The following is a 24932-nucleotide window of genomic DNA, read 5'->3' on the forward strand; positions in this document are numbered from 1 at the left end:
TGAACCGCAAAGACGCCCAACTCACAGACGCCGAACCATTTCCGTCAAGGCCGTAGCCCGCAGAGGGGGGAGGGTTGGAAGCGGCGGCGCCTCACCCCGCTCCCGCCCCACCCCGAAACACCGCCTCCATCTCGCGCCGGAAGCGGATCGCCGGGTCGTCGGCCGAGAACGCGACGTCGTCCCACGACACCGGCCGGCCGGCGGCGACCGGGCGGGTGAGGGTGAGGCCGTGGGCGAGCCCGATCGGCAGGCCGCCGGCCTTCAGCGAATCGGCCGCCGGCATCAGCCTGCCGTAGACGGTGTAGCCCCCCTCCCCGTCCAGGCGCTCGCCGGCCTTCAGGGCGCGCTTGGCCGTCGCCACCACGTCGCCGGAGAAGCCCCTGGTCGTGCCGGTGGGCTCGCCCCGCACGGCGATGCTCGCGACCGAGAGCCCGAGCTCGAGCCCGATCAGGTGGTAGGGCTTGTACATCGCGCTGTAGCGCCCGCTCGGGTCGGTCTTCAGGCCGTACTCCGAGAAGCACTTGCGAACGTAGTCGGAGGGCGCCTCGAAGGTGGCGTAGACGCCCCAGCGCAGGTCGCGGAACACCAGGCGGCCGTCGCGTTCGAGCGACGACACCACCTCGACCGTGCCGTCGACCGGCAGGATGCCGCCGGCGGATTCCGGACGCAGCAGGGTCGGCAGGTCGTCGACGCCGCAAGGAGGGAAGGCGAGGCCGGCGGGCGGCGGAGTCAGGTCGCAGGCATTGGCCACCGCCGCCATCTCCAGCGCCGACTTGGTGCCGTCGAGGAAGGAATTGAACATCTGCGGGTTGAAGTCGCCGCCGGCGACCTGCTCCTCCGAGAAGCCGTAATGCCCCCAGACCGTGTCGGGGGTCGAGGCGTGGTAGACCGGCAGGTACTTCGTGCCCTTGCCGGCGCAGACCACCCGGAAGCCCGCGGTGCGGGCCCAGTCGACGATCTCGGCGATGAGGGCCGGCTGGTCGCCGTATGCGAAGGAGTAGACGATGCCGGCCTCCGCCGCCCGGCGGGCGATGAGGGGCCCGGCGAGGGCGTCGGCCTCGACGTTGACCATCACGATGTGGCGCCGGTGGCGGCAGCAGGCGAGCGCGTGGCGGATGCCGGCACCCGGATGCCCGGTCGCCTCGACGATCACCTCGATTCCGTCCGCCGCGATCAGCCCTTCCGCGTCGTCGGTGAGGAAGGTGGTGCCCGTCCGCATCGCCTCGGCGACGCTCCTCGCCTCCGAGCGCTCCGCCGGCCAGCCGACCCGGGCGAGCGCCGCCTTCGCCCGCTGCGGATCCAGATCGGCGATGCCGACGACGTGCAGCCCCGGCGTTCGCGGCGCCTGCGACAGGAACATCGAGCCGAACTTGCCGGCCCCGATCACGCCGATCCGCACCGGATTGCCGGCCTCCGCCCGCGCGGCGAGCTTGTGGTACAGGCTCATGTCCCCTCCCTGGGCGGCCCTGCGGCCGCCTGCCCGATCGTTCGGCGCTCAGCGGGCGCCGTTGCGGGAACCGTCGGGGATCGGCAGCCTGGGGTCAACCGGTGCCGGGCGCGGGCCGGGAGAGGGAGAGAGGCATGGGTTTCACCTTCGCGCGGCTGACCCCGGAACTGCTGATCACCGACCTTGCGGCCAGCCTGCATTTCTGGGTCGACCTGATCGGGTTCCGGGTCGCCTACGACCGGCCCGAGGATGGCTTCGCCTATCTCGACCTCGACGGGGCGCAGGTGATGCTGGAGACGCGCAACCCCGCCTCGCGGCAATGGGAGACCGGCCCGCTGGAGGCGCCGCTCGGGCGCGGCATCAACTTCGAGATCGGCGTCCCGGCGGTGGAGCCTATTCTGGCGCGCCTGGAGGAGGCCGGCTGGCCGCTGTACATGGCGGTCGAGGATGCCTGGTACCGGGCCGGTACCGTCGAGGTCGGGCAGCGCCAGTTCCTGGTGCAGGACCCGGACGGCTACCTGCTGCGGCTCGGGGCGAAGCTGGGGGAGCGGGCGGTGGGTACGTGAGAGACGCACTACACTTCCTTCGAGGAACCGGGCTGACGCCATTCACAACCCACAGCGTCATTCCGGGGACGCGAAAGCGGAGCCCGGAATCCAGAACCGCAGGATGCTCAGAATAGAGCGGAACGTCTTTCGCCTCGTCCGGCGTCACCTGAGTTTCTGGATTCGGGCTCCGCTGCGCGGCCCCGGAATGACCTGGAGGATGTCGGCTCCGTCGCGAGAGACGAGCCCAAACCTCAGATCTCGATCTCCGTCCCCACCTCCACCACCTGCCGGGTCGGCACGCAGAAGAAGGCGCCGGTGCGCTCGCCGTTGCGCATCATGAAGGCGAACAGGGTCTCGCGCCACGTCGCCATGCCCTGGTGGTTGCGCTTGGGGATGACGGTCTCGTGGCCGACGAAGACCGTGACGTCCTCGACGAAGTCGGCCGGCAGGCCGCGATGCGCCACCGCGCAGGCCAGCCCCTCGGGAATCGAGGCCTCCTCCATGAAGCCGTAGCGGAGCGTCACGCGGTAGAGGTCGGGGGCGATCCGGGTCACCTCGGCGCGCTCGGCCTCCGGCACCACCGGCAGTTCCTCGTAGAGCGCGGTGACGATGGTGCAGCGGGACGGCAGGGCGTGGCTGCGCTCCAGGAAGCGGGTCATGTGGAGCGGGATGCCCTTGGTGGCCGCCGACAGGAACGCCGCCGCGCCGGGCAGGCGGATCGGCGGGTCGTCGCGCAAGCGCCCCAGGAACACGGCCTCGTCCTGGCGGGCGCCGACCCGGTAGGCCTCGATCAGCCGGGTGCCCTGGAGCCAGGTCAGCATCGTCACGGCGACGATGGCGGTGAGCACCAGGGGGTACCAGCCGCCCTCGAGCACCTTCACGCTGTTGGCCGAGAGGAACACGAGATCGATCACCAGGAACAGGCCGTTGACCGCGAGGACGAGGAGGAGGTTGTAGCCCCAGCGCCGGGCGATCAGCCCGGCGAGCAGGGTCGTGATCGCCATCAGCAGCGAGACCGCGATGCCGTAGGCGCCGGCGAGCGCGTCGGAGGTCTCGAAGATCAGGACGGCGCTCAAGGTCGCGGCGGCGAGCAGCCAGTTGACGATCGGGACGTAGATCTGGCCGCGCTCCTCGCGCGCGGTGTGAATGATGCGGATATAGGGCAGGAAGCCGAGCTGGACCGCCTGCTGGGTCAGGGAGAACACGCCGGAGATGATCGCCTGCGAGGCGATGACGGTGGCGAGCGTGGCGAGCCCGATCAGCGGATAATGCGCCCAGTCGGGGCTGAGGCGGTAGAACGGGTTCTCGATCGCGTCGGGCTCGGCGAGCAGCACCGCGCCCTGTCCGAAATAGTTGATGACGAGGGCCGGCAGCACCAGGGCGAACCAGGCGAGCCGGATCGGCCGGGCGCCGAAATGGCCGAGATCGGCGTACATCGCCTCGCCGCCGGTCACCGCCAGGAAGGCGGCGCCGAGCATCGCGAAGCTGACGCCCCAGCCGGCATGGGTGAGGAAGTCGACCGCCTTCAGCGGGTTGAGGGCGGACAGGATCTGCGGCGATTGCAGGATGCCGCCTAGGCCCAGCAGCGCCAGGACGCAGAACCACACCAGCATCACCGGTCCGAAGATCCGCCCGATGAAGGCCACGCCCTTGCTCTGGATCAGGAACAGCCCGACCAGGATCACGAGGGTGATCGGCACCACCGCGCGGGCGAGGCTAGGGGCCTCGACCTTCAGGCCCTCGACGGCGCTGAGCACCGAGATCGCCGGGGTGATCGCCCCGTCGCCGTAGAGGAGCGCGGCGCCGACGAGACCGACGATGAGGAGAAGGCCGGCCCAGCTGCGCGGCTCGGCGTGGCGAGCACCGAGCAGCGCCAGCATCGCCACGATGCCGCCCTCGCCGTGGTTGTCGGCCCGCAGGATCAGCACCGCGTATTTGAGCGAGACCACGATGATGAGCGCCCACAGGATCAGCGACACCGCGCCGATCACCGCCGCCGGCTCGGCCTGGCCGTGCCCGGCCGCCCGCACCGCCTCCTTGAAGGCGTAGAGCGGGCTCGTGCCGATATCGCCGTAGACGACCCCGAGGGCGCCGAGCAGCAGCGCGGGCTTCAGCCGCCGCGCCGGCTCGTGCGCCTGTGCCTTTCGGGCCGACGCCTCGTTCGACGAGGCCTCGTCCTCCGTGCCGATGAGCTGGCCCACGGGTCGCCTCCGCCGGCATGCCCGGGCGCTCAAGGCCCCGCTGCCGCGTCAAGGAACGCGGATCTCCGCGTCGGGCTCCGCCCGGTCATGGCCTATGGCGAAGAAGCTATGCCCTGGCGGCAGGGCGCGATTGCGGCGCGGGACCCACCCGCCCGACGGGCGTTGTCCCGCCGACCAGGAACGAACAGAGGAGCCGCACATGACGGAGACCGTGCTGATCGTCGGCGCGAGCGGGATCGTCGGCAGCGCCGCGGCGACGGTGATGGGGGAGGCCGGCTGGCGCGTGCTCGGGCTCGCCCGCACCCCGCCGGCGCAGGACGGCGTGGTGCCGGTCGCCGCCGACCTCCAGGACCCCGACAGCCTGAAACAGGCCCTCGCGCCGCACCGGCCGACCCGTGTGGTGCTCTCGACCTGGATGCGCCGGCCGACCGAGGCCGAGATGATCCGGGTCAACGGCGCGATGGTGAAGAACCTCCTCGACGGCTTGCGGCCGGCCGGCAGCGTGCGCCACGTCGCGCTGGTGACGGGATTGAAGCATTATCTCGGCCCGTTCGAGGCCTACGGGAAGGGCGCGGTGCCCCAGACGCCGTTCCGCGAGGAGCAGGGCCGGCTGCCGGTCGAGAACTTCTACTACGCTCAAGAAGACGAGGTCTTCGCCGCGGCGAAGCGCGACGGCTTCTCGTGGAGCGTGCACCGCCCGCACACGATCATCGGCAAGGCGGTCGGCAACGCGATGAACATGGGCACCACGCTCGCGGTCTACGCCACGCTCTGCCGCGAGACCGGGCGGCCGTTCCGCTTTCCCGGCTCGGCGATGCAGTGGAACGGGCTCACCGACATGACCGACGCGCGGCTGCTCGCCCGCCAGCTGCTCTGGGCCTCGACCGCGCCCCAGGCCGAGAACCAGGATTTCAACGTGGTGAACGGCGACGTCTTCCGCTGGAGCTGGATGTGGGGGCGCCTCGCCGCCTGGTTCGGGATCGAGCCGGCGCCCTTCGACGGCACGGTGCGGCCGCTGGAGCAGCAGATGGCCGGCAACGCTCCCCTCTGGGCCGAGATCGCGAAGAAGCATAACCTCGCCGAGCCGGATCTCGACCGCCTCGCCTCGCCCTGGCACACCGATGCCGATCTCGGCCGGCCGATCGAGGTCGTCACCGACATGAGCAAGAGCCGCCGCCTCGGCTTCCTCGACTACCAGCCCACCGACGACGCCTTCTTCGACCTGTTTGGGCGCCTGCGCGCCGACCGGCTGATCCCGTGACAGGGCCCGGCGCCCCGGCGCCGGGCCCTCGGACGCAGAATACCTGCGGTCAATCCTAAGTCGCGCCGATATAGTAGGAATTGCTTCAGACCCTGCCGATACCGTGACTCTGACAAGGAGACACGAGAGAATGTCCATCAGGGCGCGCGTATTCGGGGGGTTCGGCCTCATCCTCCTGCTGACGGTCGCGGTCGCGGCGATCGGCTGGCAGAGCCTGACGGGCTTCGCCCGGCGGGTCGACACGGCCAACGCGGCGCAGCTCCTGGCCGGCGAGATCGGGGATCTGGCGCTCGCCACCGACCGTGCCCTCAAGAGCGACGACGCGCGCCGGGACGACGCGCTCAAGGCGGCGATCGGCCGGGTGCGAACGAGCGCCGGCGCCTTCTCGGGCCGCCTCGCCGACGACCCGAAGGCGGCGGCGTCCGCCGCCGGGATCGGCAGCGCCCTCGACGGCTTCGAGGCCGCCGTGAAGGCCTTCGGCGCGCAGAAGAGCGAGAAGCGCGGGCTCCAGGACCGTCACGCCGTCCTGATCACCGAACTGCAGACGACGGTCGCCGGCATCGGCGCGGCGCAGGAGGCCCAGCTCGCGGAAGCCGGCAAGGCCCTCGACCGGGCGCTGGCCGACCAGAAGAGCGCCACCAACACCGGGGTCGTGGTCGCCTTCGCCATCCGCTCGGCGCTCGAGATGCAGGTGCTGCAGGTCGGCTACCTGGCGGGCGACGGCGACGACGGCAAGCTCGAGATCCAGTCGAAGGTGAACTCGGTCGCGGTGCTGCTCCGCCGCCTCGGCGCCATGACCTCGCCCGACGCCGTCGAGCCGGCGCTGAAGGCCCTCGACGCGTATCATGCCAAGCTCGACGAGCCGATGGGACCGGGGGGCAAGGCGGAGCGGACGGAGGAGCTCGCGCCGCTGTTCGGCGGATTGATCGTCGGCCTGCGCCAGATCGAGCAGGCGCAGAACAACGCCCAGACCGCCGCCCAGGTGACGCTGCGCCAGCAGCAGGACAAGGTCGCCTCGGGCACGAGCTTGCTCGTCGCCAGCGGCAAGGCGATCACCGCCGCCAAGGAGGCCGAGCGGCTGGAGCAGCGCCTGATCCTGGCCCGCGACGCCGGCGCCGCCAAGGCCCTCGACGAGACCGCCGCCGCGCTGATCGACCAGGCCGAGACGATCCAGTACGGCGACATCGACACCGCCGCCCAGGCGGTCCTGCGCGACCTCGGCGCCAAGGTGCGGGCGTTCAAGGACAGCATCCCGGAGATCGTCAAGGCCAACGAGGCGCAAGGACAGATCTTCGCCGATCTCGACCGGCGCGCGGCCGAGCTGGTCTCGGCGGCGCGGGGCATCGGCGCGAGCGAGCTCGCCCAGCTCGCCGCCGAGCGCAACCGGGCCGTGTGGCTGCTCGCCGGCGGCGTCGGCCTCGCCTGCGCCATCGGGGCGGCGCTCGCCCTCCTGATCGGGCGCGGCATCACCCGGCCGATCGACCAGCTGTCGGGCGCCATGCGGGCACTGGCCGGCGGCGACCTCGGCACCCAGGTGCCGGCGCAAGACCGCCGCGACGAGATCGGCGCGATGGCCGGCACCGTGCGGGTGTTCCGCGAGGCCCTGCTCGCCAAGGAGGCGGCCGACCGGACGGCCGCCGCCGAGGCCGCCGCCAAGGCCGAGCGGGCCGCGCGGCTCGACGCCGTGACCCGCTCCTTCGAGGCCAACGTGGTGGCGATGACCGAGACCCTGGGCGAGGCCGCCTCCGGCATGGAGGCGACGGCGCGGGCCATGACCCAGGCCGCCGAGACCACCAACGGCCGCTCGGTCGAGGTGGCGGGCGCCGCCGAGCAGACGCTCGCCAACGTCCAGATGGTGGCGGCGGCGAGCGAGGAGCTCTCCGTGTCGATCGGCGGCATCGCCGCCCAGGTGGCGCAGTCCTCGGACATCGCCCGCGACGCGGTCGACCAGGCGCGCCGCACCGACGAGACGGTGCAGCGGCTGGTGAAGTCCGCCGACCAGATCGGCGACATCGTGGCGCTGATCTCCTCGATCGCCTCCCAGACCAACCTGCTCGCGCTCAACGCCACGATCGAGGCGGCCCGGGCCGGCGAGGCGGGCCGCGGCTTCGCGGTGGTGGCGGCAGAGGTCAAGGACCTGGCGAGCCAGACCAGCCGCGCCACCGCCGAGATCGCCCAGCAGATCGGCCATATCCAGGAGACCACCGGCGGCGTCGTGCAGGCGATCCGCGACATCTCCGGGGTGATCGAGCGGATGTCGGAGATCGCCGAGGGCGTCGCCGGCGCCGTCGACCAGCAGGGCTCGGCGACCCAGGAGATCGCCCGCAACGTCCAGCACGCGGCGCAAGGCACGCAGGCCGTGACGACCGGCATCGTGGCGGTGCAGCGCGAGGCCGGCAGCACGGGAGCCGCCGCGGCCGAGGTGCTCGGCGCGGCGGATCGGCTCGGGCGCTATGCCGGCGAGCTGGAGCGCGAGGTGGCGGAGTTCCTCAAAGGCGTGAAGGCGGCCTGAGGCCGGACCGTCACGGACGGGATGGAACAGGGGGATGCGGGTAGGCCCGCATCCCCCTTTCTCATTGCGGGGGCCCGCCCGCCTTCGGCGCCGTCCAGACGACGTCGCCGTCGACGGCATAGGGGCGGCGGGCCGGGTCGTTGGCGCGGCACTCGGCGAGGAGTGCCGGGAGCGGATCGGTCCCTGCATTGGCGGAGCCCCAGGACCCGTTCGGCGCGAGCACGAAGGCGCGGGACGGCGCCGACATCGTCGACCGCCGAGTGCCATCGATCCAAGGTTGCAGCCCCGTGCAACCCCGCGCACCGGCGGCTACGCCCCGACCCGCACCGTCAGCTCGCCGAGCCCCCCGAGCTCCGCCCGCACCACGTCCCCCGCCTCGACCGGCAGCGGCACCGCGGTGGTGCCGGTGGTGACGACCTCGCCCGCGCGCAGGGTGATGCCCTGCCCCGACAAGGCATTGGCGAGCCAGGTCAGCGCGAGGCGCGGGTCGTCGAGGGCGTTGCCGCCGCGGCCCTCGTGGGGCGCCCGCCCCTCGGCACCGATCCGCGTCGGCATGGCGGCGAGGTCGAGGGTGCGCCAGCCCTCGCGCGCCGGGGGGCCGAGGACGAAGAGGTGGGCGCAGGCATTGTCAGCGATCAGGGCCGCCTCCCCTGCCCGCTCGAAGGCCTCCAGCCGCGAATCCGGGAACTCGATCGCCGGGTGGGCGTCGGCCACCGCCGCCATCACCTCGTCGACGGTGTAGGGCTCGGGCCGCGGCGGCAGGTCGGCTCCGATCCGGAACGCCACCTCGGGCTCGGCCACCCGCATCTGGTTGCCGGTGAGCGGCACCACGGCATCCGCGCTCAGGACCTGCTCGGCCAGCAGCCGCCCGGCGAGAGGCCCGTCGGCGCCGATATGGCGCTGGCCGGCGAGGCTCGTCGCGGCGATCTTCCAGCCGTAGAGGGCGTGAGCACTGCGCGGCTCCAGCAGCGCCTGGATCCGGTACGCCTCCCCGCGGTCGGCCGGCGCGAGGTCCGGCGGGATCGCGGCCAGCAGCCGGCCCTCGCGCCAGTGGCGCCAGAGCAGGTCCGAGGCGGCCTGACGCGTCACGCCACCCTCCCGGTCAGGCCGCCATCGACGGGCAGCGCCACGCCGGTGATGTAGGCGGCCTCGTCGGAGGCCAGGAAGAGCGCCGCGTTGGCGACGTCCCAGGCGGTGCCCATCCGGCCCATCGGGCAGGCGGCGTCGCGGGCGCGCACCATCGCCTCCGGATCCTGGTACTGGCCGGAGATCTGCTGGTGGATCAGCGGTGTGTTCATCAGCCCGGGCATGATCGCGTTCACCCGGATCCCGTCCTTCGCGTATTGCAGCGCCAGGCCGAGCGTGAAGTTGTTCACCGCGGCCTTGGCGGCGTAGTAGGCGGCATAAGGGTAGCCGGTGTAGCGGATCGCCGCCGCCGACGAGATGTTGACGATGCTGCCGGCGCGCTGCGCCAGCATGTGCGGCAGCACGTGCTTGCAGGTGAGAAAGCAGGTGGTCAGGTTGAGGTCGAGGGTGCGGTGCCAGTCGGCCTCGCTCAATTCGACCGGGCCGCCCATCTGGGCGTAGCCGACATTGTTGTGCAGCACGTCGATGCGCCCTTGCGCCGCCATCACCTCGGCGACGAGGGCAGCGACCGCCTCCGAATTGGTGGCATCGCAGGCGGCGGCCGTGGCGGCGCCGTCCTCGCGCCGGATGATCTCGGCGGTTTCTTCGGCCGCCTCGCGCCGTACGTCGACGCAGACCACCCGGGCGCCGTGGCGCGCGAAGGTCACCGCCGCGGCCTTGCCGTTGCCCCAGCCCGGCCCCGCCGAGCCGGCGCCGAACAGCAGAGCCACCTTGCCCTCGAGCCGCCGCGAGCCCGGGGCGCTTCCGCCCTCCGCCATGTCGTCCTCCCTTGCGGCTCCCTGAGGGGGCCATGTTGTCCTCGCGCCTGTCGGCGCCTTGGATTCTTGCTTGTTCCGCGCCTGTCGGCGCGCTGCCCGGCAGCCTATAGAGATCGGCGACCGGCCGCAAAGCGAAGACGGCCGGACGACGAGGAGACGCCATGCCGACCCGCATCATCGCCGAGACCCCGCCCCGCCTGTCCGCCGACCTGATCAAGCGGTTCGCCGCCGTGCCGGTGGCGGTGGTGGTCGATCTGCTGGAGGGCCGCACCCAGGTCGATCCGGCGATCCGGCCGCTGCGGCGCATCGCCGGCGGTCCGAGCCTTCTCGGCAGCGCCGTCACCGCGTCCTGCGATCCGAAGGATTACGGCGCCGTCCACCACGCGATCGCGGTGGCGGAGGCCGGCGACGTGGTGGTGATCGATGCCGGCGGGCGCAGCGACGTCGCGATGATCGGCGACCTTCTCTCCACCGCGGCCCGGCGCAAGGGCATCGTCGGGCTCGTCGCCGACGGGGCGGTGCGCGACACCGGCATCCTCGGCGGCTGGAGCGACTTCGCGGTGTTCACCCGCCATGTCACGGCGCGCGGCCCGGCCTCGAAGGACGGTGGCACGGTCGATGCCCCGGTCACGATCGGCGGCGCCCCGGTGCGCCCTCGCGACCTGATCCTCGGCGACGACGACGGCGTCGTGGTGATCCCGCGCGAGGCGGCAGAAGACTTGATCGCCAAGGCCGAGGAGCGGGCCCAGGCCGAGATCGGCTGGGAGAAGCGGCTCTCGGCCGGGGAGACCACGCTGGCGGTGTTCGGCGTGCCGGACGCGGTCAGGGGCTGAGGCGGGATCCCTTCGCCATGGCTTCTTCCGGCGTGACCCGGGGCACCGCGAAGCGGTCCCCGGTGCGGGCGTAGAGGTCGCCGTAGAGCCGGCCCACCGGCAGGAAGGCGTTTTGGCGCAGGTGGCGCCCGTCCGGGGTGAAGAGGTCGTCGCGGGCGTGCAGCGACACCACCTGCCCGAGCACGATCCGGCGCTCGGGCGAGAGGTCGATCACCGTGTGGGTGCGGCAGCCGAGGCTCGCCGGCGCCTCGGCGATCCGCCCCGGCCCGACGCCGGTGCAGGGCATGAGCGTCAGCCCCGCCGCCGGGATCTCGCTCTCCCCGTGCGGGAACTCGGCGCCGCAGACGTTCATCGCCGGCACCATCGCCTCGTCGACGAGGTTGACCACGAACTCGCCCGTCTCGGCGATGTTGCGGGGGGTGTCCTTCAGGGTGCCGTCGGAGCGCAGGTTGAAGCTCAAGCACACGATCGGCGGCTCCTCGGCGAGCACCTGGAAGAAGCTGATCGGTGCCGCGTTGTCGGTGCCGTCGCCCGAGCGCGTGGTCACGAGGGCGATCGGCCGCGGCGTCACCAGGGCAGTGAGCAGGCGGTAGCGGTCGCGGGGCGGGAGGTCGTCGAAGCGGAGGTCCATGCGCTCACAGCGTCCCGGGATTCGCGCCGTTCGGCAAGGGGCTCTCGGGCAAGGCGCTTTTCGGCAGCAGCATGTGCACGCCCTTGTTGCCGTCCACCGTCTGGGTGATGCGCAGGTTCCCGGCGAGCGAGCACAGCATGTAGGCCTGGTTGCGGGTGAGGTGCGTGCGGGCGCAGACGTGGCGGATCATCTCGCGCACCGCCTGGCGCATCGCCTCGTCGAGGCTCTCGTGCAGGCCGATGGACATCAGGTCGGTCGGCGTCTCGGCGAAGGGCCAGTCGTGGGCGAGGTCCTTGCGGAGCGTGAGCCGGAACGTGCCGGTGAGCCCGGTCTCGAGCGCGGTGATGCAGACCTCGCCGTCGCCCTGCACGCCGTGGCCGTCGCCGGCGTAGAAGCCCGCGCCCTCGGCGAGGACCGGCAGGTAGAGGGTGGTGCCGGCCTTCAGCTCCTTGTTGTCCATGTTGCCGCCGAAGCGGCGCGGCACCGGCGAGGTGACCTTGCCCCAGGCCGGCGGCGGCGAGGTGGCGAGGATGCCGAAGAACGGGTCGAGCGGCAGCTCCGTGCCCCAGGGCAGCACGGCGACGCCACGGCCGACGTCGATGTCCGGGTGGATGGTCTCGGACGTGTCGAACTCGTCCGGCAGGGTGCCGAGGAGCGGCAGGATCGCGACGAACCCCCAATCCATCCGGAACGTGAGGTCGAGGATGTCGACCTGCAGCACGTCGCCCGGCATCGCACCGCGGACATGGACCGGCCCGGTGACGAAGTGCGGGCCGAGGCCCGGCGAGAGCGCGTCGAGGGCGGCGAGGTAATCGGCCGGGTGGCGGGCGGGATCGGGGTGGAGCGAGGACCGCCCGCCGGCCGGATGGGAGTGCAGCGTGACGGTGTCCCCGGATTCCACCGTCAGCACCGGCGGCAGGGCGGCGTCGAAGTAGCCCAGCACCATCGTGTCGGGCGTGGCGGGAATCTCGTGGTGCGTCGGCATGGATCCTCCCGGGATGTTCGCTCATCACGTCCTGCAAGAGCCGAGCCGCCACGGGAGACAGCGGCCCGCGTCCGGCGCACGATGCCGGCAAAATGCGAGGGAGGCCGGTCATGGCGGAGATCACGGCGGAGATCTGGATCGAGGCGGCCCTGAACGGGCCGTGGGGGCGCGAGCGCCAGCCCGGCATCCCGATCACGGTCGAGGAGGTGGTGGCCGACGGGCTCGCCGCCGCCGAGGCCGGGGCGGCGATCGTCCACGTCCACGCCTACGACCCCGAGACCGGGCGCCAGAACGACGCCTGGGAGACCTATGCCCGCATCATCGAGGGCATCCGCGCGAAGGCCGACGTGATCGTCTACCCGACGATCCCGCTCGCCGGCTCGGATTACGCGGCGAGCGCGGCGAAGCGCTACGCCCATACCGAGGAGCTGGCCCGGCGCGGCCTGATCGAGTGGGCGGTGTGCGATCCGGGCTCCACCACCTTCCTGCGCTACGACGAGGTCTCGGCCGAGGCGAGCGGCTTCCTCTACCAGAACCCGATGGCCGATATCCGCGATGGCCTGCGCATCGCCCGCACCCACCGGATCCGTCCGGGCTACGCCATCTACGAGCCGGGCTTCACGCGGCTGGGCGCGGCCCTCGCGGCGCTGGAGCCGCGCCCGCCGATGCCGGTCTACCGTTTCATGTTCTCCGACGAGTTCGCCTGGGGGTTTCCGCCGCGGGAGGCCTATCTCGCCGCGCATCTGGCGCTGCTGGCCGAATGCGCGCCGGGCGCGCCCTGGATGGTGGCGGGCCTCGGCGTCGACATCCTGCCGCTGGTGCCGGCGGCGGTGGTGCGCGGCGGTCACGTCCGGGTCGGGCTGGAGGACGCGCCGTGGGGAAGCGAGAGAGGCAACCGGGCCTGGGTCGAGGCGGCGCGGCGGGCGATCGAGGCGGCCGGGGGGCGGGTGGCCGATGCCGCGGCGGTACGGCGGGAGCTGGCGGTGCGGGATGGGGCGGCCAGGCAGGACGCTCACGCGTGACTGGCCCTCACGTCGACATCCCCTCCGCGTCATCCCGGGGCCGCGACAGCGGAACCCGGGATGACGCGGAGGGTGAGGACGCCTTGCGCCTATCGAGAACCGTCACGGTCCCGGCCGCTACGCCGCCCGCAACGTCTCGATCTGCTCCAAAGCCGCCGCCCGCGCCGCCTCGATCCGGCGCTGGAGCTCCGGCAGGTCGGCGCCGGCGAGGCAGGCGCCCTCGATCTCGCGGCAGAGATCGGACAGGCCGGTGAAGCCGAGGAGCCCCGCGGCGGCGATCATCGCGTGGGCGTCGCGGGCGAGGCCGGCGCGGTCGCCGCTGCGGGCGCGGAAGCGCTGCTCCAGTTCCGCCGCCAGCATCCCGAGCAGGCCGTCGATCCGCTCCGGCCCCATCAGGGTGCGGGCCGCCGCGAAGGCCTCGAAGTCGATCAGCGCCGGCAGCGGCGCGGGGCCGGCATCGGCGCGGTGGCGGGCGATGGCGGCGGCGAGCTCGGCGCGCTTGAACGGCTTGCCGACATGGCCGTCCATCCCGGCGGCCCGGAAGGTCTCGAGCTGGGCCGGCAGCACGTTCGCGGTCATCGCGACGATCGGCACGGTGCCGGTGGGGCCGGGCAGGCTCCGGATGGTGCGGGTGGCGGTGATCCCGTCCATGCCCGGCATCTGCACGTCCATCAGCACGAGGTCGTAGGGTTTCGCCCGCACCGCCTCGATCGCCGCCGCGCCGTCGCCCGCGACGTCGACGCTGTGGCCCTCGGATTCGAGCACCGCCCGGGCGAGGTCCTGGTTGATCGGCACGTCCTCGACCAGCAGCAGGCGGGCCGGGCGCACCGGGGCGGGATGCCCCTCCGCGGCCTCCGCCGCCGGCGCCGGACAGGCCGGCAGCGGTACCCGGAACCAGAAGGTCGAGCCGGCGCCCGGCCGGCTCTCGAGGCCGATCGTGCCGCCCATCAGCTCGACGAGGCCCTTGCAGATGGCCAACCCTAAGCCGCTGCCGCCGTATTGCCGGCGGATCGAGCCGTCGACCTGGCTGAAGCGCTGGAACAGGCGGCCGTGCTGCTCAGGGGCGATGCCGATGCCGGTATCGGACACGGAGAAGCGCAGGCCCTCGCCCTCGGCCTCGACCCGCAGCGCGACCCGGCCGGCGGGGGTGAACTTGACGGCGTTGTTGAGCAGGTTGAGCAGGATCTGGCGCAGGCGGTCGGGATCGCCCCGGACCCAGTCCGGCACCGTCTCCCCGAGGGTGACGTCGAGGGCGAGGCCCTTGGGCTCGGACAGGCCGCGCACGATCGAGGCGGCGTTGTCGACGAGGGCGGCCGGCGCGAACGGCACCTCGGCGAGCGCGATGCCGCCGGCCTCGATGCGCGAGAAGTCGAGGATGTCGTCGACGACGGTGAGCAGCGCCCCGCCCGCCGAGGCGATCCGGTCGAGGTAGCGCCGGTGCCGGCCCGGCAGGGTGCGGTCGGCGAGCAGGAGGTCGGCGTAGCCGATGACGCCGTTCAGCGGCGTGCGGATCTCGTGGCTCATCGAGGCCAGGAAGTCGGTCTTGGCTTGGCTCGCCCGCTCGGCGGTGATCCGCGCCTCCTCCAGGGCGCGGGCGTGGCGCTGGCGCTCGCCGACGTCCCGGAAGGTCGCGATGATGGCGGGCTCGCCCGGCGCCGCGCCCGGGATGCGCCGGAACGCCCCCTCGACCCAGACCCAGGACCCGGTGCGGTGGCGGGCGCGGCAGACGACGCTCACCTGCGTCTCGCCGGCGGCGAGGCGGCGGGCCTGGGTCACCAGCAGGGCCAGGTCCTCGCGGTGGACGCAGTCGCGCAGGCGCATCGCCGCCGCCTCCTCCGGCGTGTAGCCGAGAAGGCGCCGCACCGCCGGCGAGACGTAGCTGCGCCGGCCGTCGTCGTGGGCGAGCACGATCAGCTCGCTGGTGTTCTCGGCGAGCAGCCGGTAGCGCGCCTCGCCGGCCGAGAGCATGCCGGCAGCGCGCCGCGCCTCCGCCTCGAGGTCGCGGTGGCGCATCAGGGCCCGGGTCAGCCCGAAGCCGAGGCCGACCAGCACGGTGCTGATCCCGAGCACCACCGCGGCATCCTGCTGCACGCCCTCGCGCCAGGCCGCCAGGGTCTCGTCCTTCGCGACGCCGGTGGTGACGAGGAGCGGCGCGCCGGCGACGCGCTGGAAGCTGCCGTAGCGCGGCACGCCGTCGATTGGCGAGGCGTTGCCCCCGAAGGTGCCGCCGGCGGCGCTGGCGGCGGCCCGCATCAGGGTGCCGCCGGCGACGCTGCGGCCGACCTTGTCGGGCACGTAGGGGTGGCGCACCAGGATCACGCCGTCGCTGCGCAGGAGCCCGATGGCGCCGTTGGGCCCGAGATCGAGCCGGCCGTAGAGCCGCTGCAGCTCGGAGAGCGAGAGGTCGGCCACCGCCACGAGCGGCGTCTCGCCCGGGCGCGGCACCACCAGGCGGGCGACGCTGACGAACCAGGAATCGGCCGGCCCGACCCGGGTCGGCGAGCCGACCGCGAGCTCGGACTGGCCGACCGACAGGGCGGCGCGGACGAGCTCGGCGTCCGTGGCGCGGCCCTCGGCCTCCGCCCCGCCCTGCGCGAACAGCACGCCGTCGGTGCTGCCGTCGAGCACCCGCACGGCCATCACCGCCGGGATGTGGGCCATCAGGCCGGAGAGGAGCTGGCGGGTGTAGTTCTGGCTCGCCCCGAAGGTGTGCGCGTCGACCCGGGCGGCGGCGGCGCTGAGCAGCATGTCGACGGAGGAGACGAGGCGGTTCGCCTCCTGGCCCAGCGCCTGCACCACCGCCTCGGCGGTGCTCTGCGCGTCGCGGATCGTGCGCTCGTAGTCGCGCGTGTCGGTCCAGACCGTGACCGTGGCGAGGCCGAGGCAGGTCGTCAGCACGCCCGCCCAGACGCCGCCCACGAGAGAGCGGTAGGACCGTTTCAGGTTCATCTCACACGCGCCCCGCGCCCCGCGCGCCCCCTCCGGGAGTCGCGGACGGCCCGACCGGGCGGGCCGTCCGTCAGGCGTACGGGGCGGAAAGCCCCGCCGCAAGTGGATCTTGTGAGGACAAGCGTGGCGGTAAGGGAGCTACATCGCCTCGAAGCGGATCGGCTGGGCGCCCTTCAACAGCGTCATGCGGCCGAGGTCGTAGACGTGCTCGATGCCGGTGGTGATGGTCAGGAAGTGGTTGCCGGCGAGCTGCCCGACCTTGCTGGCGAAGTGCACGCCGCCATAGGCGAGCAGGATCTCGGTCTCGCTGATGCCGCCCGGATAGAGGATCATCTGTCCCGGGGCCGGGTAGCTGGTGTGATTCTCGTAGCCGACGCCGAAATCGAGGTCGCCGAGGGGCATCCACACGCCCTCGCCGCTCCAGCGCACGTGGATCACCTCACTGACGAAGGGCAGCGCCTTGAGGAAGGCGGCGCAGGTCTGGGGCGCCTTCTCGAGCTCGAGCCGGCCGACGAGATCGAACGGGCCGGCCTTGATCTTCAGTTCCTTCACGGGATGTCTCCTGGTGGGTGTCGAGAAGCGGACCGGTCCCTAAAGCGAGGGTCGGGCCAGGGAGTCCGGTTGCAAGCCGCGCAGCACGTCGACGAGCAGGCGCGTCGCCACGTCGACATCGGCCGCGGTGACGGATTCCGCCGGGGAGTGGCTGAGCCCGCCGGCGCAGCGCACGAAGATCATGCCGATCGGGCACAGGCCGGCGAGCGCCAGGCCGTCATGGCCGGCCCCGCTCGGCAGGTGCAGGGGGCGAAGGCCGAGGCGCGCGATGCCCTCGGCGAGGGCCGCCATCAGCCCGGGCGCGCAGGAAGCGGCGGGCTCGTCGTAGCTGCCTTGCGCGCTCACCGCGACGCCGCGGCGCTCGGCGATGGCCGCGAAGGCGGCGGAGAGGCGCGCGAGGGCCGCGTGGCGCACGGCGTCGCTCGGGCTGCGCAGGTCGAGGCTGAACCGGGTGAGCGCCGGGATGACGTTGACGGCGCCCCGCGGCACCTCGATCTGGCCCACCGTGGCGACGAGGTCGGGGGTGCCCTTCGCCTCGGCCTCGATCGCCAGCACCATCTCGGCCGCCGCCGCCAGGGAATCGTGGCGCAAGGCCATCGGCACCGTACCGGCATGGCCCGCCCGGCCCTCGACCGTGACCACGAGGCGGCTCGCCCCGGCGATCGCCGTGACGATGCCGACGGCTAAGTCCGCCTCCTCCAGGACCGGGCCCTGCTCGATATGGACCTCGAGGTAGCCGAGCACCGACGCCGGATCGCGGGCGAGGCCCGCCACGCCGTCCGGATCGCCGCCGAATTCGCGGAGCGCCTGCGCCAGGCTCACCCCGTCGCGGTCGCGCGCATCGAGGGCGTCGGGCGAGACGAGCCCGGCGAGACCCCGCGAGCCGGTGAGGGTGACGGGGAAGCGCACCCCCTCCTCGTCGCCGAAGGCCAGCACCTCGACCGCGAAGGGCAGCCGCTCGCCGAGCCGGTGCAGCTCCTGCACGGCGGCGATCGCCATCACGACCCCGAGATTGCCGTCGTAGCGGCCGGCATGGCGCACGGTGTCGATGTGCGAGCCGAGGAGCAGGGTCGGGGCGCCCGGCACCGCCGCCTCGTAGCGGCCGACCACGGTCGCGGCGGCGTCGAGCCGGGTAGTCATCCCGGCCTCCTCCATCCAGGCCGCCACCTGCCGGGCGGCCGCCGCGTGGGCGGGGGTGAGGTAGAGGCGGGTGAGCCCGTCCGCGTCGGCGCTGAAGCGCGCGAGGTCGTCGAGGCGCGCCATCACGGCGGCACCGAGGGACGTTTGGCCGGGAGATGTCTGGTCGTGCGGCCGGTCGTGCGGCATGGCGGTGGGGTCCGATCGATGCCTAGGGCTTTCGATGGCCCTGGGGTATGGCCGTGGCGGAGAGCTGTCCAGCCGCCCCTTGGTCGGCGTAGGCGCCTTGGATGGGAGCCGCGCCGGTCGAGACCGGGAGCAGCGGCTCACCCTTGCGGCCGGCGGCGCTGGACGTCCAATATTCCGTTGCGTATGGTCCAGTCGTCTTTCGTCTGGATCCGGCCGACCGATCGTGGACTTGCGGCACCTGCGCTACTTCGCGGCGGTGGCGGATTCCCTGAGCTTCACCGCGGCGGCGGAGCGCCTGGGCGTCTCGCAGCCGCCGCTGAGCCAGCAGATCCGCGACCTCGAGGCGGAGCTGGGCACCGCCCTCCTCTGGCGCACCAGCCGCAGCGTGGCGCTCACCCCCGCCGGCACCGCCTTCCTCGCCCGGGCGCGGCGCATCCTGGCGGAGGTCGAGGAGGCCTGCGACGAGGCCCGGGCCGTCGGCGCCGGGCGTACCGGCACCCTCGATCTCGGCCTCACCGGCTCGATCCTGGCCGGCCCCCTCGGGCGGCTGATCCGGTGCTTCGGCGTGCGCTATCCCGACGTGTTGGTGCGCCTGCACGAGATGCCGCCGGGCGAGCAGCCGGCGGCGTTGCACGCCCGCCGCACCGATCTCTGCTTCCTGCGCGCGCCGCCGGACGATCCGACCCTGCGGGTGGTGCGGGCCTGGCCCGAGGCGGTCGGCGTCGCCCTGCCGGCAGGCCACCCGCTGGCGGAGCGCGCCGCACTCGCCTTGAGCGACCTCGCCGACGAGCCCTTCGTCTCGCTGCGCCTGCGCGATTCGCGCTTCGCCACCTCCCTGCGCGAGGCCTGCCTCGCGGCCGGCTTCGCGCCGCGGATCATGCAGCAGGTGGTCGAATCGGCCTCGCTCGTGAACCTCGTCGCGGCGGGGCTCGGCGTCGCCCTGGTGCCGGACTCGATCGGCGCCCTGAAGCGGCCGGATATCGCCTACCGTCCGCTCTCCGGCCCGGCCCCGGTCGCCGATGTCTGCGCCCTCTATCGCGCCCCGGCCGGCGCCGTGACGGAGAACTTTCTGGGGCTGATGCGCGACGAACTCGGCGCCTCCTCGGAGGGCTCGGCCGCCCCGTAGGGTTTCTGAAATCTTCATCCGGCGATAATCAGGGCCGCCGCGCAGGGCTCAGGCGCGGCAGGGTTCATTGGATTCCAGGTGATCGAGGGTTCGCGCATGACCGAGAAGACCCGCGTCGCCGTCCTGTACGGCGGCAGATCCGGCGAGCACGAGGTCTCGCTGCGCTCCGCCGCTTCGGTGATCCGCCACCTCGACCGCGATCGCTTCGAGGTGATCCCGGTCAGCATCGACAAGGCCGGGCGGTGGCAGCGCCACGACCTGCGCCGCATCACCCAGACCGGCGACGAGAGCCTGGCGATTCCGCCGGAGAGCCCCGAGGTGCGGCTGGCGCCGGGAATCGGCGAAGGAGCCGGCGGGCGCGCCGCCGTGGTCGCCCTCGACGGCGCGCCGGCGCGCGCCGAGATCGACGTGGTGTTTCCGGTCCTGCACGGGCCGCTCTGCGAGGACGGGACCCTGCAGGGCCTGCTGGAGCTGACCGAGACGGCCTATGTCGGCTCGGGCGTGATGGCCTCGGCGGTCGGCATGGACAAGGACGTCACCAAGCGGCTGGCCGGCCTCGCCGGCATCCCGATCGCGCCCTACCGCGCCTTCACCCGCCGCGCCTGGGAGCGCGGCGCGGTCTCCCACGACGACATCGCCGCGACCCTGACGCTGCCGGTCTTCGTCAAGCCCTGCAACATGGGCTCCAGCGTCGGCATCCATAAGGTCAAGGACTGGAACGACCTGCCCGCGGCGCTGGCCGACGCCTTCCGGTACGACGTCAAGGTGCTGGTCGAGCAGGGCATCGACGCCCGCGAGGTCGAGGTGGCGGTGCTCGACGGCGACCCGCCCTTCGTCAGCGTCGCGAGCGAGCTGAACCCGCAACCCCACCACGATTTCTACTCCTACGCCGCCAAGTACCTCGACCCCGAGGGTGCCAGCGTGGATCTCCCGGCCAAGATCACGCCGGCGCAGATGGAGCGGGTGCGCGCGCTGGCGCTCCAGGCCTTCGAGGCGCTCGAATGCAGCGGCATGGCCCGCGTCGACTTCTTCCTCGACCGGCAGACGGGTGATTTCTACCTCAACGAGGTCAACACCCTGCCGGGCTTCACCTCGATCAGCATGTACCCGCAGATGATGGAGGCCTCCGGCGTGCCCTATCCGGAGCTGCTGACGCGGCTCGTGGAACTGGCGCTGGAGCGGCACCGGACCCGGCGGGGGTTGACGCGGGAGTTCGAGGGCTAGAGCATTTTCCGACCAGGCGGACGCCGGTCGGGCGAAGAAAATGCTGCAAAATCAAAGATCTAGAGAGCTTCGCGATGGCAACGCGATCGTGAAGCTCTCCAGGATCGTGGTGCAACGGGCGCAAGCCGCCTCTGCCCGCTCGTGGAGCGTCGCGGGTGGACCGGAGGCCTCCGGCGAGATCATGAACCGCTCCGGGCCTCGTCGCGGCAGGATCGCGACGGCCCCGGTCGCCCTCCTCCGTTCGACGACCATGCGCGGCCCGCGCCCCTATCCGGGAGCGCGGACACAGGTGCGCTAGCATGGACGCGACCGACCGCCTGCCCTGCCAGAGGCACCTGTTCGAGGTCCCGGACGACGTCAGCTACCTCGACGCGGCAGCGTGGTCGCCGCTGCCACGGGCCGTGCGCGAGGCAGGGGAAGCGGGCTTGCTGGTGAAGGCCCGGCCCTGGGAGCACCCGCGCGAGGCGGTGCCGGCCCAGGCCGAGCGGGCGCGGAGGGCGGCGGCCCGGCTCATCGGCGCGGCCACGGACGATGTGGCCATCATGGGGTCCGTCAGCCACGCGATGGCCACCGCCGCCGCGAACCTGGTCGTCGCGCCGGGCGGGCGCGTGCTGCGCGTCGCCGACGAGTTCCCGTCGCTGCGCTACGCCTTCGACCGGCTCGCCACGGCCAGGGGCTTGATCGTCGAGGAGGTGCCGCGCCCCGGGGACGGCGACTGGACGGCGGCGCTGCTCGCGGCGATCGGACGCCCCGGGGCACCGCCCGTCGCGGTCGCGACCCTGACGCCGCTCCATTGGACCGACGGCGGGCTGATCGACCTCGATCGGCTCGCACCAGCCGTCCACGCCGCGGGTGTCGCATTGGTGATCGACGCGACCCAGGCGGCGGGAGCCCTGGCGGTCGACGTGGGCCGCTGGCGCCCCGACTTCCTGGCCTTCCCGACCTACAAGTGGGCGCTCGGTCCCTACGGGCTCGCCTTCCTGTATGCCGCACCGCATCGGCAGGGCGGCACACCGATCGAGGACAACATCGGCAACCGCCCGTCCGCGGCGGGTGCCCGGCGCTACGACCGGGGCGAGTTGAACGATCCGATCCTGCTGCCGATGGCGGCGACCGGGCTCGAACTGGTCCTGTCCTGGGACGTGTCGGCGGTGGCGACCCGGTTGCGACGCCTCACCGATCAGCTGGCCGAGGGCGTCGTCGGGCTCGGCGTCTCCGCGGCGGCGAGGCACCTCCGCTCGCCGAACATCCTCGGCCTCCGCGCGGCGGGCGGCCTGCCACCGGGCCTGGCGGATCGGCTGCGGCAGGCGGGCATCTTCGCGAGCGAACGATCCGGGGCCCTGCGCCTCAGCCCGCATGTCTGGGCCGACGAGGGTGACGTGAAGCGCTGCGTCGAGGCACTGCGCCACGCCTTGTAGAGCCCGCCCGACCTTCACCGGCCGTCCGATCTGTCGAACGGGCACGAGTCACCCGGTGCAGCAGTCGACACGACGCGACGGCCGGGCCGGAAGCCGGATGCCCGGTCTTCGACATGGCCTTGGAGATGGCGCGCACGCGGCCGCTCCCCGCCCTCGGCGGTCCCTTGCGGGATCGCCAGGGAGCGCCGGACGTTTCGGCCACCGGCTTCACCGGACCGACGCCATCGCGACACCGCTGCCCCCCTCGCCCACCCGCGCGATCTCCCACGGCGGTGCGATCTCCTCGCGCGTCGCGCAGAGGCCCGCCCGGACCATCGCCCGTCCCACCTCCGGCGCCGCCGTGAGGACGCAGAACGGCACCGCGAGCAGGCTGCCGAGGGTGAGCGGCAGGCTCCAGGCGAGGAGCGCCGGGGAGACGACGGCCAGCGCCCCGCACACCACGATCCCGAACAGGGTGACGCCGCCCAGGGCGCGGAAAGCCTCGCCCCAGCGCACGCCCCGCGCATCCCGGTCCTGCGCGCTCCACAATCCGGTCCGGCCGAGGGCGAGCCCGATCATCACCCCGGTGAGCCGGACCGACGAGGCGCCGAGCAAGAGGAACGAGGCCGCGATCTCCGCCACCATCCCGGCGAGGAAGCGCATTCCCCCGCCATGGGCCGCCCGGGCCTCGCGGTCCGCCAGCACGGCGGCGTAGCCGGCGAGCTTCGGGGCGAGCGAGAGGAGGAGCCAGACGAGGTAGAGCGAAGCGGCGCCCGTCGCCGGGCCCCCTTGCGTGGCGGCGCGCCAGGGCAGGAGCAGGAGGGCGAGCGTCAGGGCCGGCGGGGTGAGGAACATCATCACCGCCCAGGCGAGCTGGAACCGGCTCATCGGCAGGAGGCCCGGGAGACGGGGCAGGCGCAGGTACTGGAGGTTGCCGCGGCACCAGCGGGCGTCGCGGGTGAGGTGGTCGAGGAGCGTCGGCGGGTTGTCCTCGAAGCTGCCCTCCTCGAGCGGCAGCACCCGGACCTCGTAGCCGGCCCGGCGCATCAGCACCGCCTCGACCTGGTCGTGCGACAGGACCGCCCCGCCGCCGCGTAAACCCGGCAGCCGGCAATGGGCCGCGAAGGGGGCGATGCGCACCAGCGCGTTGTGGCCCCAGAACGGGCCGCATTCCGCCCCCCACCAGGCAGCTCCCAGCGTGTAGGGCAGCATGCCGTGGCGCATGCCGAACTGAAACAGCCGGGCAAAGGCGCTGCCCGCCGGTGCCCCGACCGCCAGGCTCTGCAGGATGCCGAGGCGCGGATGCGCCTGCATGATCCGCACGAGGCGCAGGATCGCCGGTCCGGTCATCAGGCTGTCGGCGTCGAGGGGCAGCATCAGGTCGGCGTCGCTGCGGGCGCAGAATTCCTGCAGGTTGCCGGCCTTGTAGCCGGCATTGTCGGTGCGCCGGCGGTAGTGGATCCGGGCCGCCTCCCCGTCGGGCAGCCCGGCGCGCCAGCCCGCGACCCACGCCTCCTCGGCCCGGATCACCGCCGGTTCGTCGCTGTCGCTGAGCACGTGATAATGGAAGGCATTGCCGTGGCCGGTGCGCTCCAGGCTCTCGCGCACCAGGGCGAGGCGTGCCAGGGCCCGGGCCGGGTCCTCGTTGCGCAGGGTCATGACCACGGCGGTCGTGAGATGGGGCGGGACCTGCCCCTCCCCCACCGCGGCCTGCGGCGCGGCGGCCATGAGCCCGACGCGGCCGGCCCGCAGGAGCAGGAAGCCGATCGCGGCGTTCCAGAATCCCAGCACCGTCCAGGGCAGGGTGGCGAGGCCGCAGGCGAGGAGCGCGAGGTCGAGGGCGTCGACCCCGTCCTGCGCCAGCACCGCCGCGAGGGCCGCCGCGAGGCTGAAGGTGGTCGCGAGGACGAGTCCGAGCACCAGCCACCGCCGGCGACGCAGGGCGATGCAGGCTTGCAGGCCCGTCGGCGTCGTGAGAGGAGCGCGGGACGCTCCCTCCGCGAGGGTGACCACCGAGGAGTCGGTTTGCGGCATCGTCAGGCATCCGGGAGCGGCACGGCGGACGCCGTGCGGGCGCTCTGGTATAGCGCAGCCGGCCAGGCGGAGCTGCGGCAAGAACGCCTGTCCCCACCGGGCGAGGGCGAGGTGCGGGCGCGCACCCTGTGGACGGCCCTGAGCCGGGGCACCGAGCGGCTGGTCTTCGAGGGCCGCGTTCCGGAGGCGGTGGCCGGGCGGATGCGGGCGCCGGCGCAAGAGGGCGAGTTCCCGTTCCCGGTCAAGTACGGCTACTGCGCGGTGGCCGAGACGGACGCCGGCGAGCGCGTCTTCGCGCTCCAGCCGCACCAGGAGGCGTTCAACGCCCCCCGGGTCGCCCTCTGCCCGCTGCCGAAGGGCCTGCCGCCCCGTCGCGCCGTGCTCGCCGCCAACATGGAGACGGCGCTCAACGCCGTGTGGGAGTCCGGCGCCGGGCCGGGGGACCGGATCGCGGTGGTGGGCGGCGGCGTGGTCGGGCTCCTCGTCGCCCATCTCTGCGCCGGACTGCCGGGCGCGGACATCTGCCTGATCGACCGCGCGCCGGCCCGGGCGGCGACGGCGCGGGCCTTGGGCCTCGCCTTCGCGCTGCCGGAGGCGGCGCCTCGAGAGGCCGACATCGTCTTCCACGCCAGCGCCAGCGAGGCCGGGCTGGCGCTCGCCCTGTCGCTCGCCGGCGAGGAGGCGGGAATCGTCGAGCTGAGCTGGTACGGCGAGAGCATGGTCGCCGCCCCCCTCGGCCTCGCCTTCCACGCGAAGCGCCTGCGCCTCGTCGCCAGCCAGGTCGGGGCGGTGGCGGCCTCGCGCCGCCCGCGCTGGAGCCACCGGCGGCGCCTCCTCAAGGCCCTCGACCTGCTGCGCGACGACCGCCTCGACGCCCTCGTCACCGAGGAGGTCGCCTTCGACGATCTGCCCGCCGAACTGCCGCGCCTGCTCGCCCCCGGCGCGCCGGGCCTGTGCACCGTGATCCGCTACTGACAGGA

The 24932-nt window shown here is 73.1% G+C and carries 20 protein-coding genes; 9 read left to right on the top strand and 11 right to left on the bottom strand.

Annotated features, from left to right (window positions below; translation table 11 throughout):
* Nucleotides 1-91 precede the first annotated feature (91 nt).
* Nucleotides 92-1447, bottom strand: coding sequence for an SAF domain-containing protein (locus tag DK412_RS14540; protein ID WP_109972513.1), 1356 nt, complete (start codon nucleotides 1445-1447; stop codon nucleotides 92-94).
* Between the two features lie 134 nt (nucleotides 1448-1581).
* On the opposite strand from DK412_RS14540, the gene DK412_RS14545 reads away from it, so the two are divergent.
* Nucleotides 1582-2013, top strand: a complete 432-nt coding sequence (locus DK412_RS14545) for a VOC family protein (RefSeq protein WP_109972514.1) — start codon at nucleotides 1582-1584, stop codon at nucleotides 2011-2013.
* Between the two features lie 233 nt (nucleotides 2014-2246).
* On the opposite strand, the gene DK412_RS14550 is transcribed toward DK412_RS14545, so the two are convergent.
* Nucleotides 2247-4109 carry a KUP/HAK/KT family potassium transporter gene (locus DK412_RS14550; protein ID WP_245447757.1) on the bottom strand — a complete coding sequence of 621 codons (1863 nt, stop codon included), beginning with the start codon at nucleotides 4107-4109 and terminating at the stop codon, nucleotides 2247-2249.
* Between the two features lie 286 nt (nucleotides 4110-4395).
* Here DK412_RS14550 and DK412_RS14555 point away from each other — a divergent pair, with 286 nt between their 5' ends.
* The gene (locus tag DK412_RS14555) at nucleotides 4396-5457 is read left to right on the top strand and encodes an SDR family oxidoreductase (protein ID WP_109972515.1); all 1062 of its coding nucleotides are present in this window, start codon (nucleotides 4396-4398) and stop codon (nucleotides 5455-5457) included.
* 130 nt (nucleotides 5458-5587) lie between these two features.
* Nucleotides 5588-7969: a methyl-accepting chemotaxis protein gene (locus DK412_RS14560; RefSeq protein WP_109972516.1), complete on the top strand. Its 2382-nt coding sequence runs from the start codon at nucleotides 5588-5590 to the stop codon at nucleotides 7967-7969.
* Between the two features lie 61 nt (nucleotides 7970-8030).
* On the opposite strand, the gene DK412_RS14565 is transcribed toward DK412_RS14560, so the two are convergent.
* The 3 genes from DK412_RS14565 to DK412_RS14575 all read right to left on the bottom strand — a co-directional run bounded on the left by DK412_RS14565 (nucleotide 8031) and on the right by DK412_RS14575 (nucleotide 9873).
* On the bottom strand, nucleotides 8031-8216 hold the full coding sequence (locus DK412_RS14565; protein WP_109972517.1) for a hypothetical protein: 186 nt from the start codon (nucleotides 8214-8216) through the stop codon (nucleotides 8031-8033).
* A gap of 62 nt (nucleotides 8217-8278) precedes the next feature.
* Entirely contained in the window at nucleotides 8279-9058 is a 780-nt protein-coding gene (locus tag DK412_RS14570; protein WP_109972518.1) for a fumarylacetoacetate hydrolase family protein, read from the bottom strand.
* A complete protein-coding gene (locus tag DK412_RS14575) occupies nucleotides 9055-9873 on the bottom strand; it encodes an SDR family NAD(P)-dependent oxidoreductase (RefSeq protein WP_109972519.1) in 819 nt (272 codons plus the stop codon). Before DK412_RS14575 ends, DK412_RS14570 begins: the two co-directional genes overlap by 4 nt.
* 161 nt (nucleotides 9874-10034) lie before the next feature.
* On the opposite strand from DK412_RS14575, the gene DK412_RS14580 reads away from it, so the two are divergent.
* A complete protein-coding gene (locus DK412_RS14580) occupies nucleotides 10035-10706 on the top strand; it encodes an RraA family protein (RefSeq protein ID WP_109972520.1) in 672 nt (223 codons plus the stop codon).
* Here the strand turns inward: DK412_RS14580 and DK412_RS14585 are convergent.
* Together DK412_RS14585 and DK412_RS14590 are read right to left on the bottom strand one after the other, a co-directional pair.
* A complete protein-coding gene (locus tag DK412_RS14585; protein ID WP_109972521.1) occupies nucleotides 10696-11337 on the bottom strand; it encodes a flavin reductase family protein in 642 nt (213 codons plus the stop codon). The genes DK412_RS14580 and DK412_RS14585 overlap by 11 nt on opposite strands.
* Nucleotides 11338-11341: 4 nt before the next feature.
* Nucleotides 11342-12322 carry an acetamidase/formamidase family protein gene (locus tag DK412_RS14590; protein WP_109972522.1) on the bottom strand — a complete coding sequence of 327 codons (981 nt, stop codon included), beginning with the start codon at nucleotides 12320-12322 and terminating at the stop codon, nucleotides 11342-11344.
* 110 nt (nucleotides 12323-12432) lie between these two features.
* On the opposite strand from DK412_RS14590, the gene DK412_RS14595 reads away from it, so the two are divergent.
* A complete protein-coding gene (locus tag DK412_RS14595) occupies nucleotides 12433-13344 on the top strand; it encodes a 3-keto-5-aminohexanoate cleavage protein (RefSeq protein ID WP_109972523.1) in 912 nt (303 codons plus the stop codon).
* A 117-nt stretch (nucleotides 13345-13461) separates the two neighbouring features.
* Here the strand turns inward: DK412_RS14595 and DK412_RS14600 are convergent, their stop codons facing one another.
* The 3 genes from DK412_RS14600 to DK412_RS14610 form a co-directional block, all read right to left on the bottom strand.
* Nucleotides 13462-16293 carry an ATP-binding protein gene (locus DK412_RS14600; RefSeq protein ID WP_109972524.1) on the bottom strand — a complete coding sequence of 944 codons (2832 nt, stop codon included), beginning with the start codon at nucleotides 16291-16293 and terminating at the stop codon, nucleotides 13462-13464.
* Between the two features lie 138 nt (nucleotides 16294-16431).
* Complete coding sequence (locus DK412_RS14605; RefSeq protein ID WP_048450618.1) at nucleotides 16432-16845, bottom strand: DUF3830 family protein; 414 nt, start codon at nucleotides 16843-16845, stop codon at nucleotides 16432-16434.
* 39 nt (nucleotides 16846-16884) lie between these two features.
* Nucleotides 16885-18171: an allantoate amidohydrolase gene (locus DK412_RS14610; protein ID WP_109972525.1), complete on the bottom strand. Its 1287-nt coding sequence runs from the start codon at nucleotides 18169-18171 to the stop codon at nucleotides 16885-16887.
* Nucleotides 18172-18394: 223 nt separating this feature from the next.
* On the opposite strand from DK412_RS14610, the gene DK412_RS14615 reads away from it, so the two are divergent.
* The 3 genes from DK412_RS14615 to DK412_RS14625 all read left to right on the top strand — a co-directional run bounded on the left by DK412_RS14615 (nucleotide 18395) and on the right by DK412_RS14625 (nucleotide 21939).
* Nucleotides 18395-19297: a LysR family transcriptional regulator gene (locus DK412_RS14615; protein ID WP_204165569.1), complete on the top strand. Its 903-nt coding sequence runs from the start codon at nucleotides 18395-18397 to the stop codon at nucleotides 19295-19297.
* Between the two features lie 96 nt (nucleotides 19298-19393).
* Nucleotides 19394-20521: a D-alanine--D-alanine ligase family protein gene (locus DK412_RS14620; RefSeq protein ID WP_109972527.1), complete on the top strand. Its 1128-nt coding sequence runs from the start codon at nucleotides 19394-19396 to the stop codon at nucleotides 20519-20521.
* Between the two features lie 299 nt (nucleotides 20522-20820).
* Nucleotides 20821-21939 (top strand): aminotransferase class V-fold PLP-dependent enzyme, encoded by a 1119-nt coding sequence (locus tag DK412_RS14625; RefSeq protein ID WP_109972528.1) that lies wholly within the window; start codon nucleotides 20821-20823, stop codon nucleotides 21937-21939.
* Between the two features lie 207 nt (nucleotides 21940-22146).
* Here the strand turns inward: DK412_RS14625 and mdoH are convergent, their stop codons facing one another.
* The gene (gene mdoH / locus DK412_RS14630; RefSeq protein ID WP_109972529.1) at nucleotides 22147-23952 is read right to left on the bottom strand and encodes a glucans biosynthesis glucosyltransferase MdoH; all 1806 of its coding nucleotides are present in this window, start codon (nucleotides 23950-23952) and stop codon (nucleotides 22147-22149) included.
* Nucleotides 23953-24078: 126 nt separating this feature from the next.
* Here mdoH and DK412_RS14635 point away from each other — a divergent pair, with 126 nt between their 5' ends.
* Nucleotides 24079-24927 (top strand): FAD-dependent oxidoreductase, encoded by an 849-nt coding sequence (locus DK412_RS14635; RefSeq protein WP_109975275.1) that lies wholly within the window; start codon nucleotides 24079-24081, stop codon nucleotides 24925-24927.
* Nucleotides 24928-24932: the final 5 nt, after the last annotated feature.

This window comes from Methylobacterium sp. 17Sr1-1, from assembly GCF_003173775.1.
Taxonomy (GTDB): Bacteria; Pseudomonadota; Alphaproteobacteria; order Rhizobiales; family Beijerinckiaceae; genus Methylobacterium.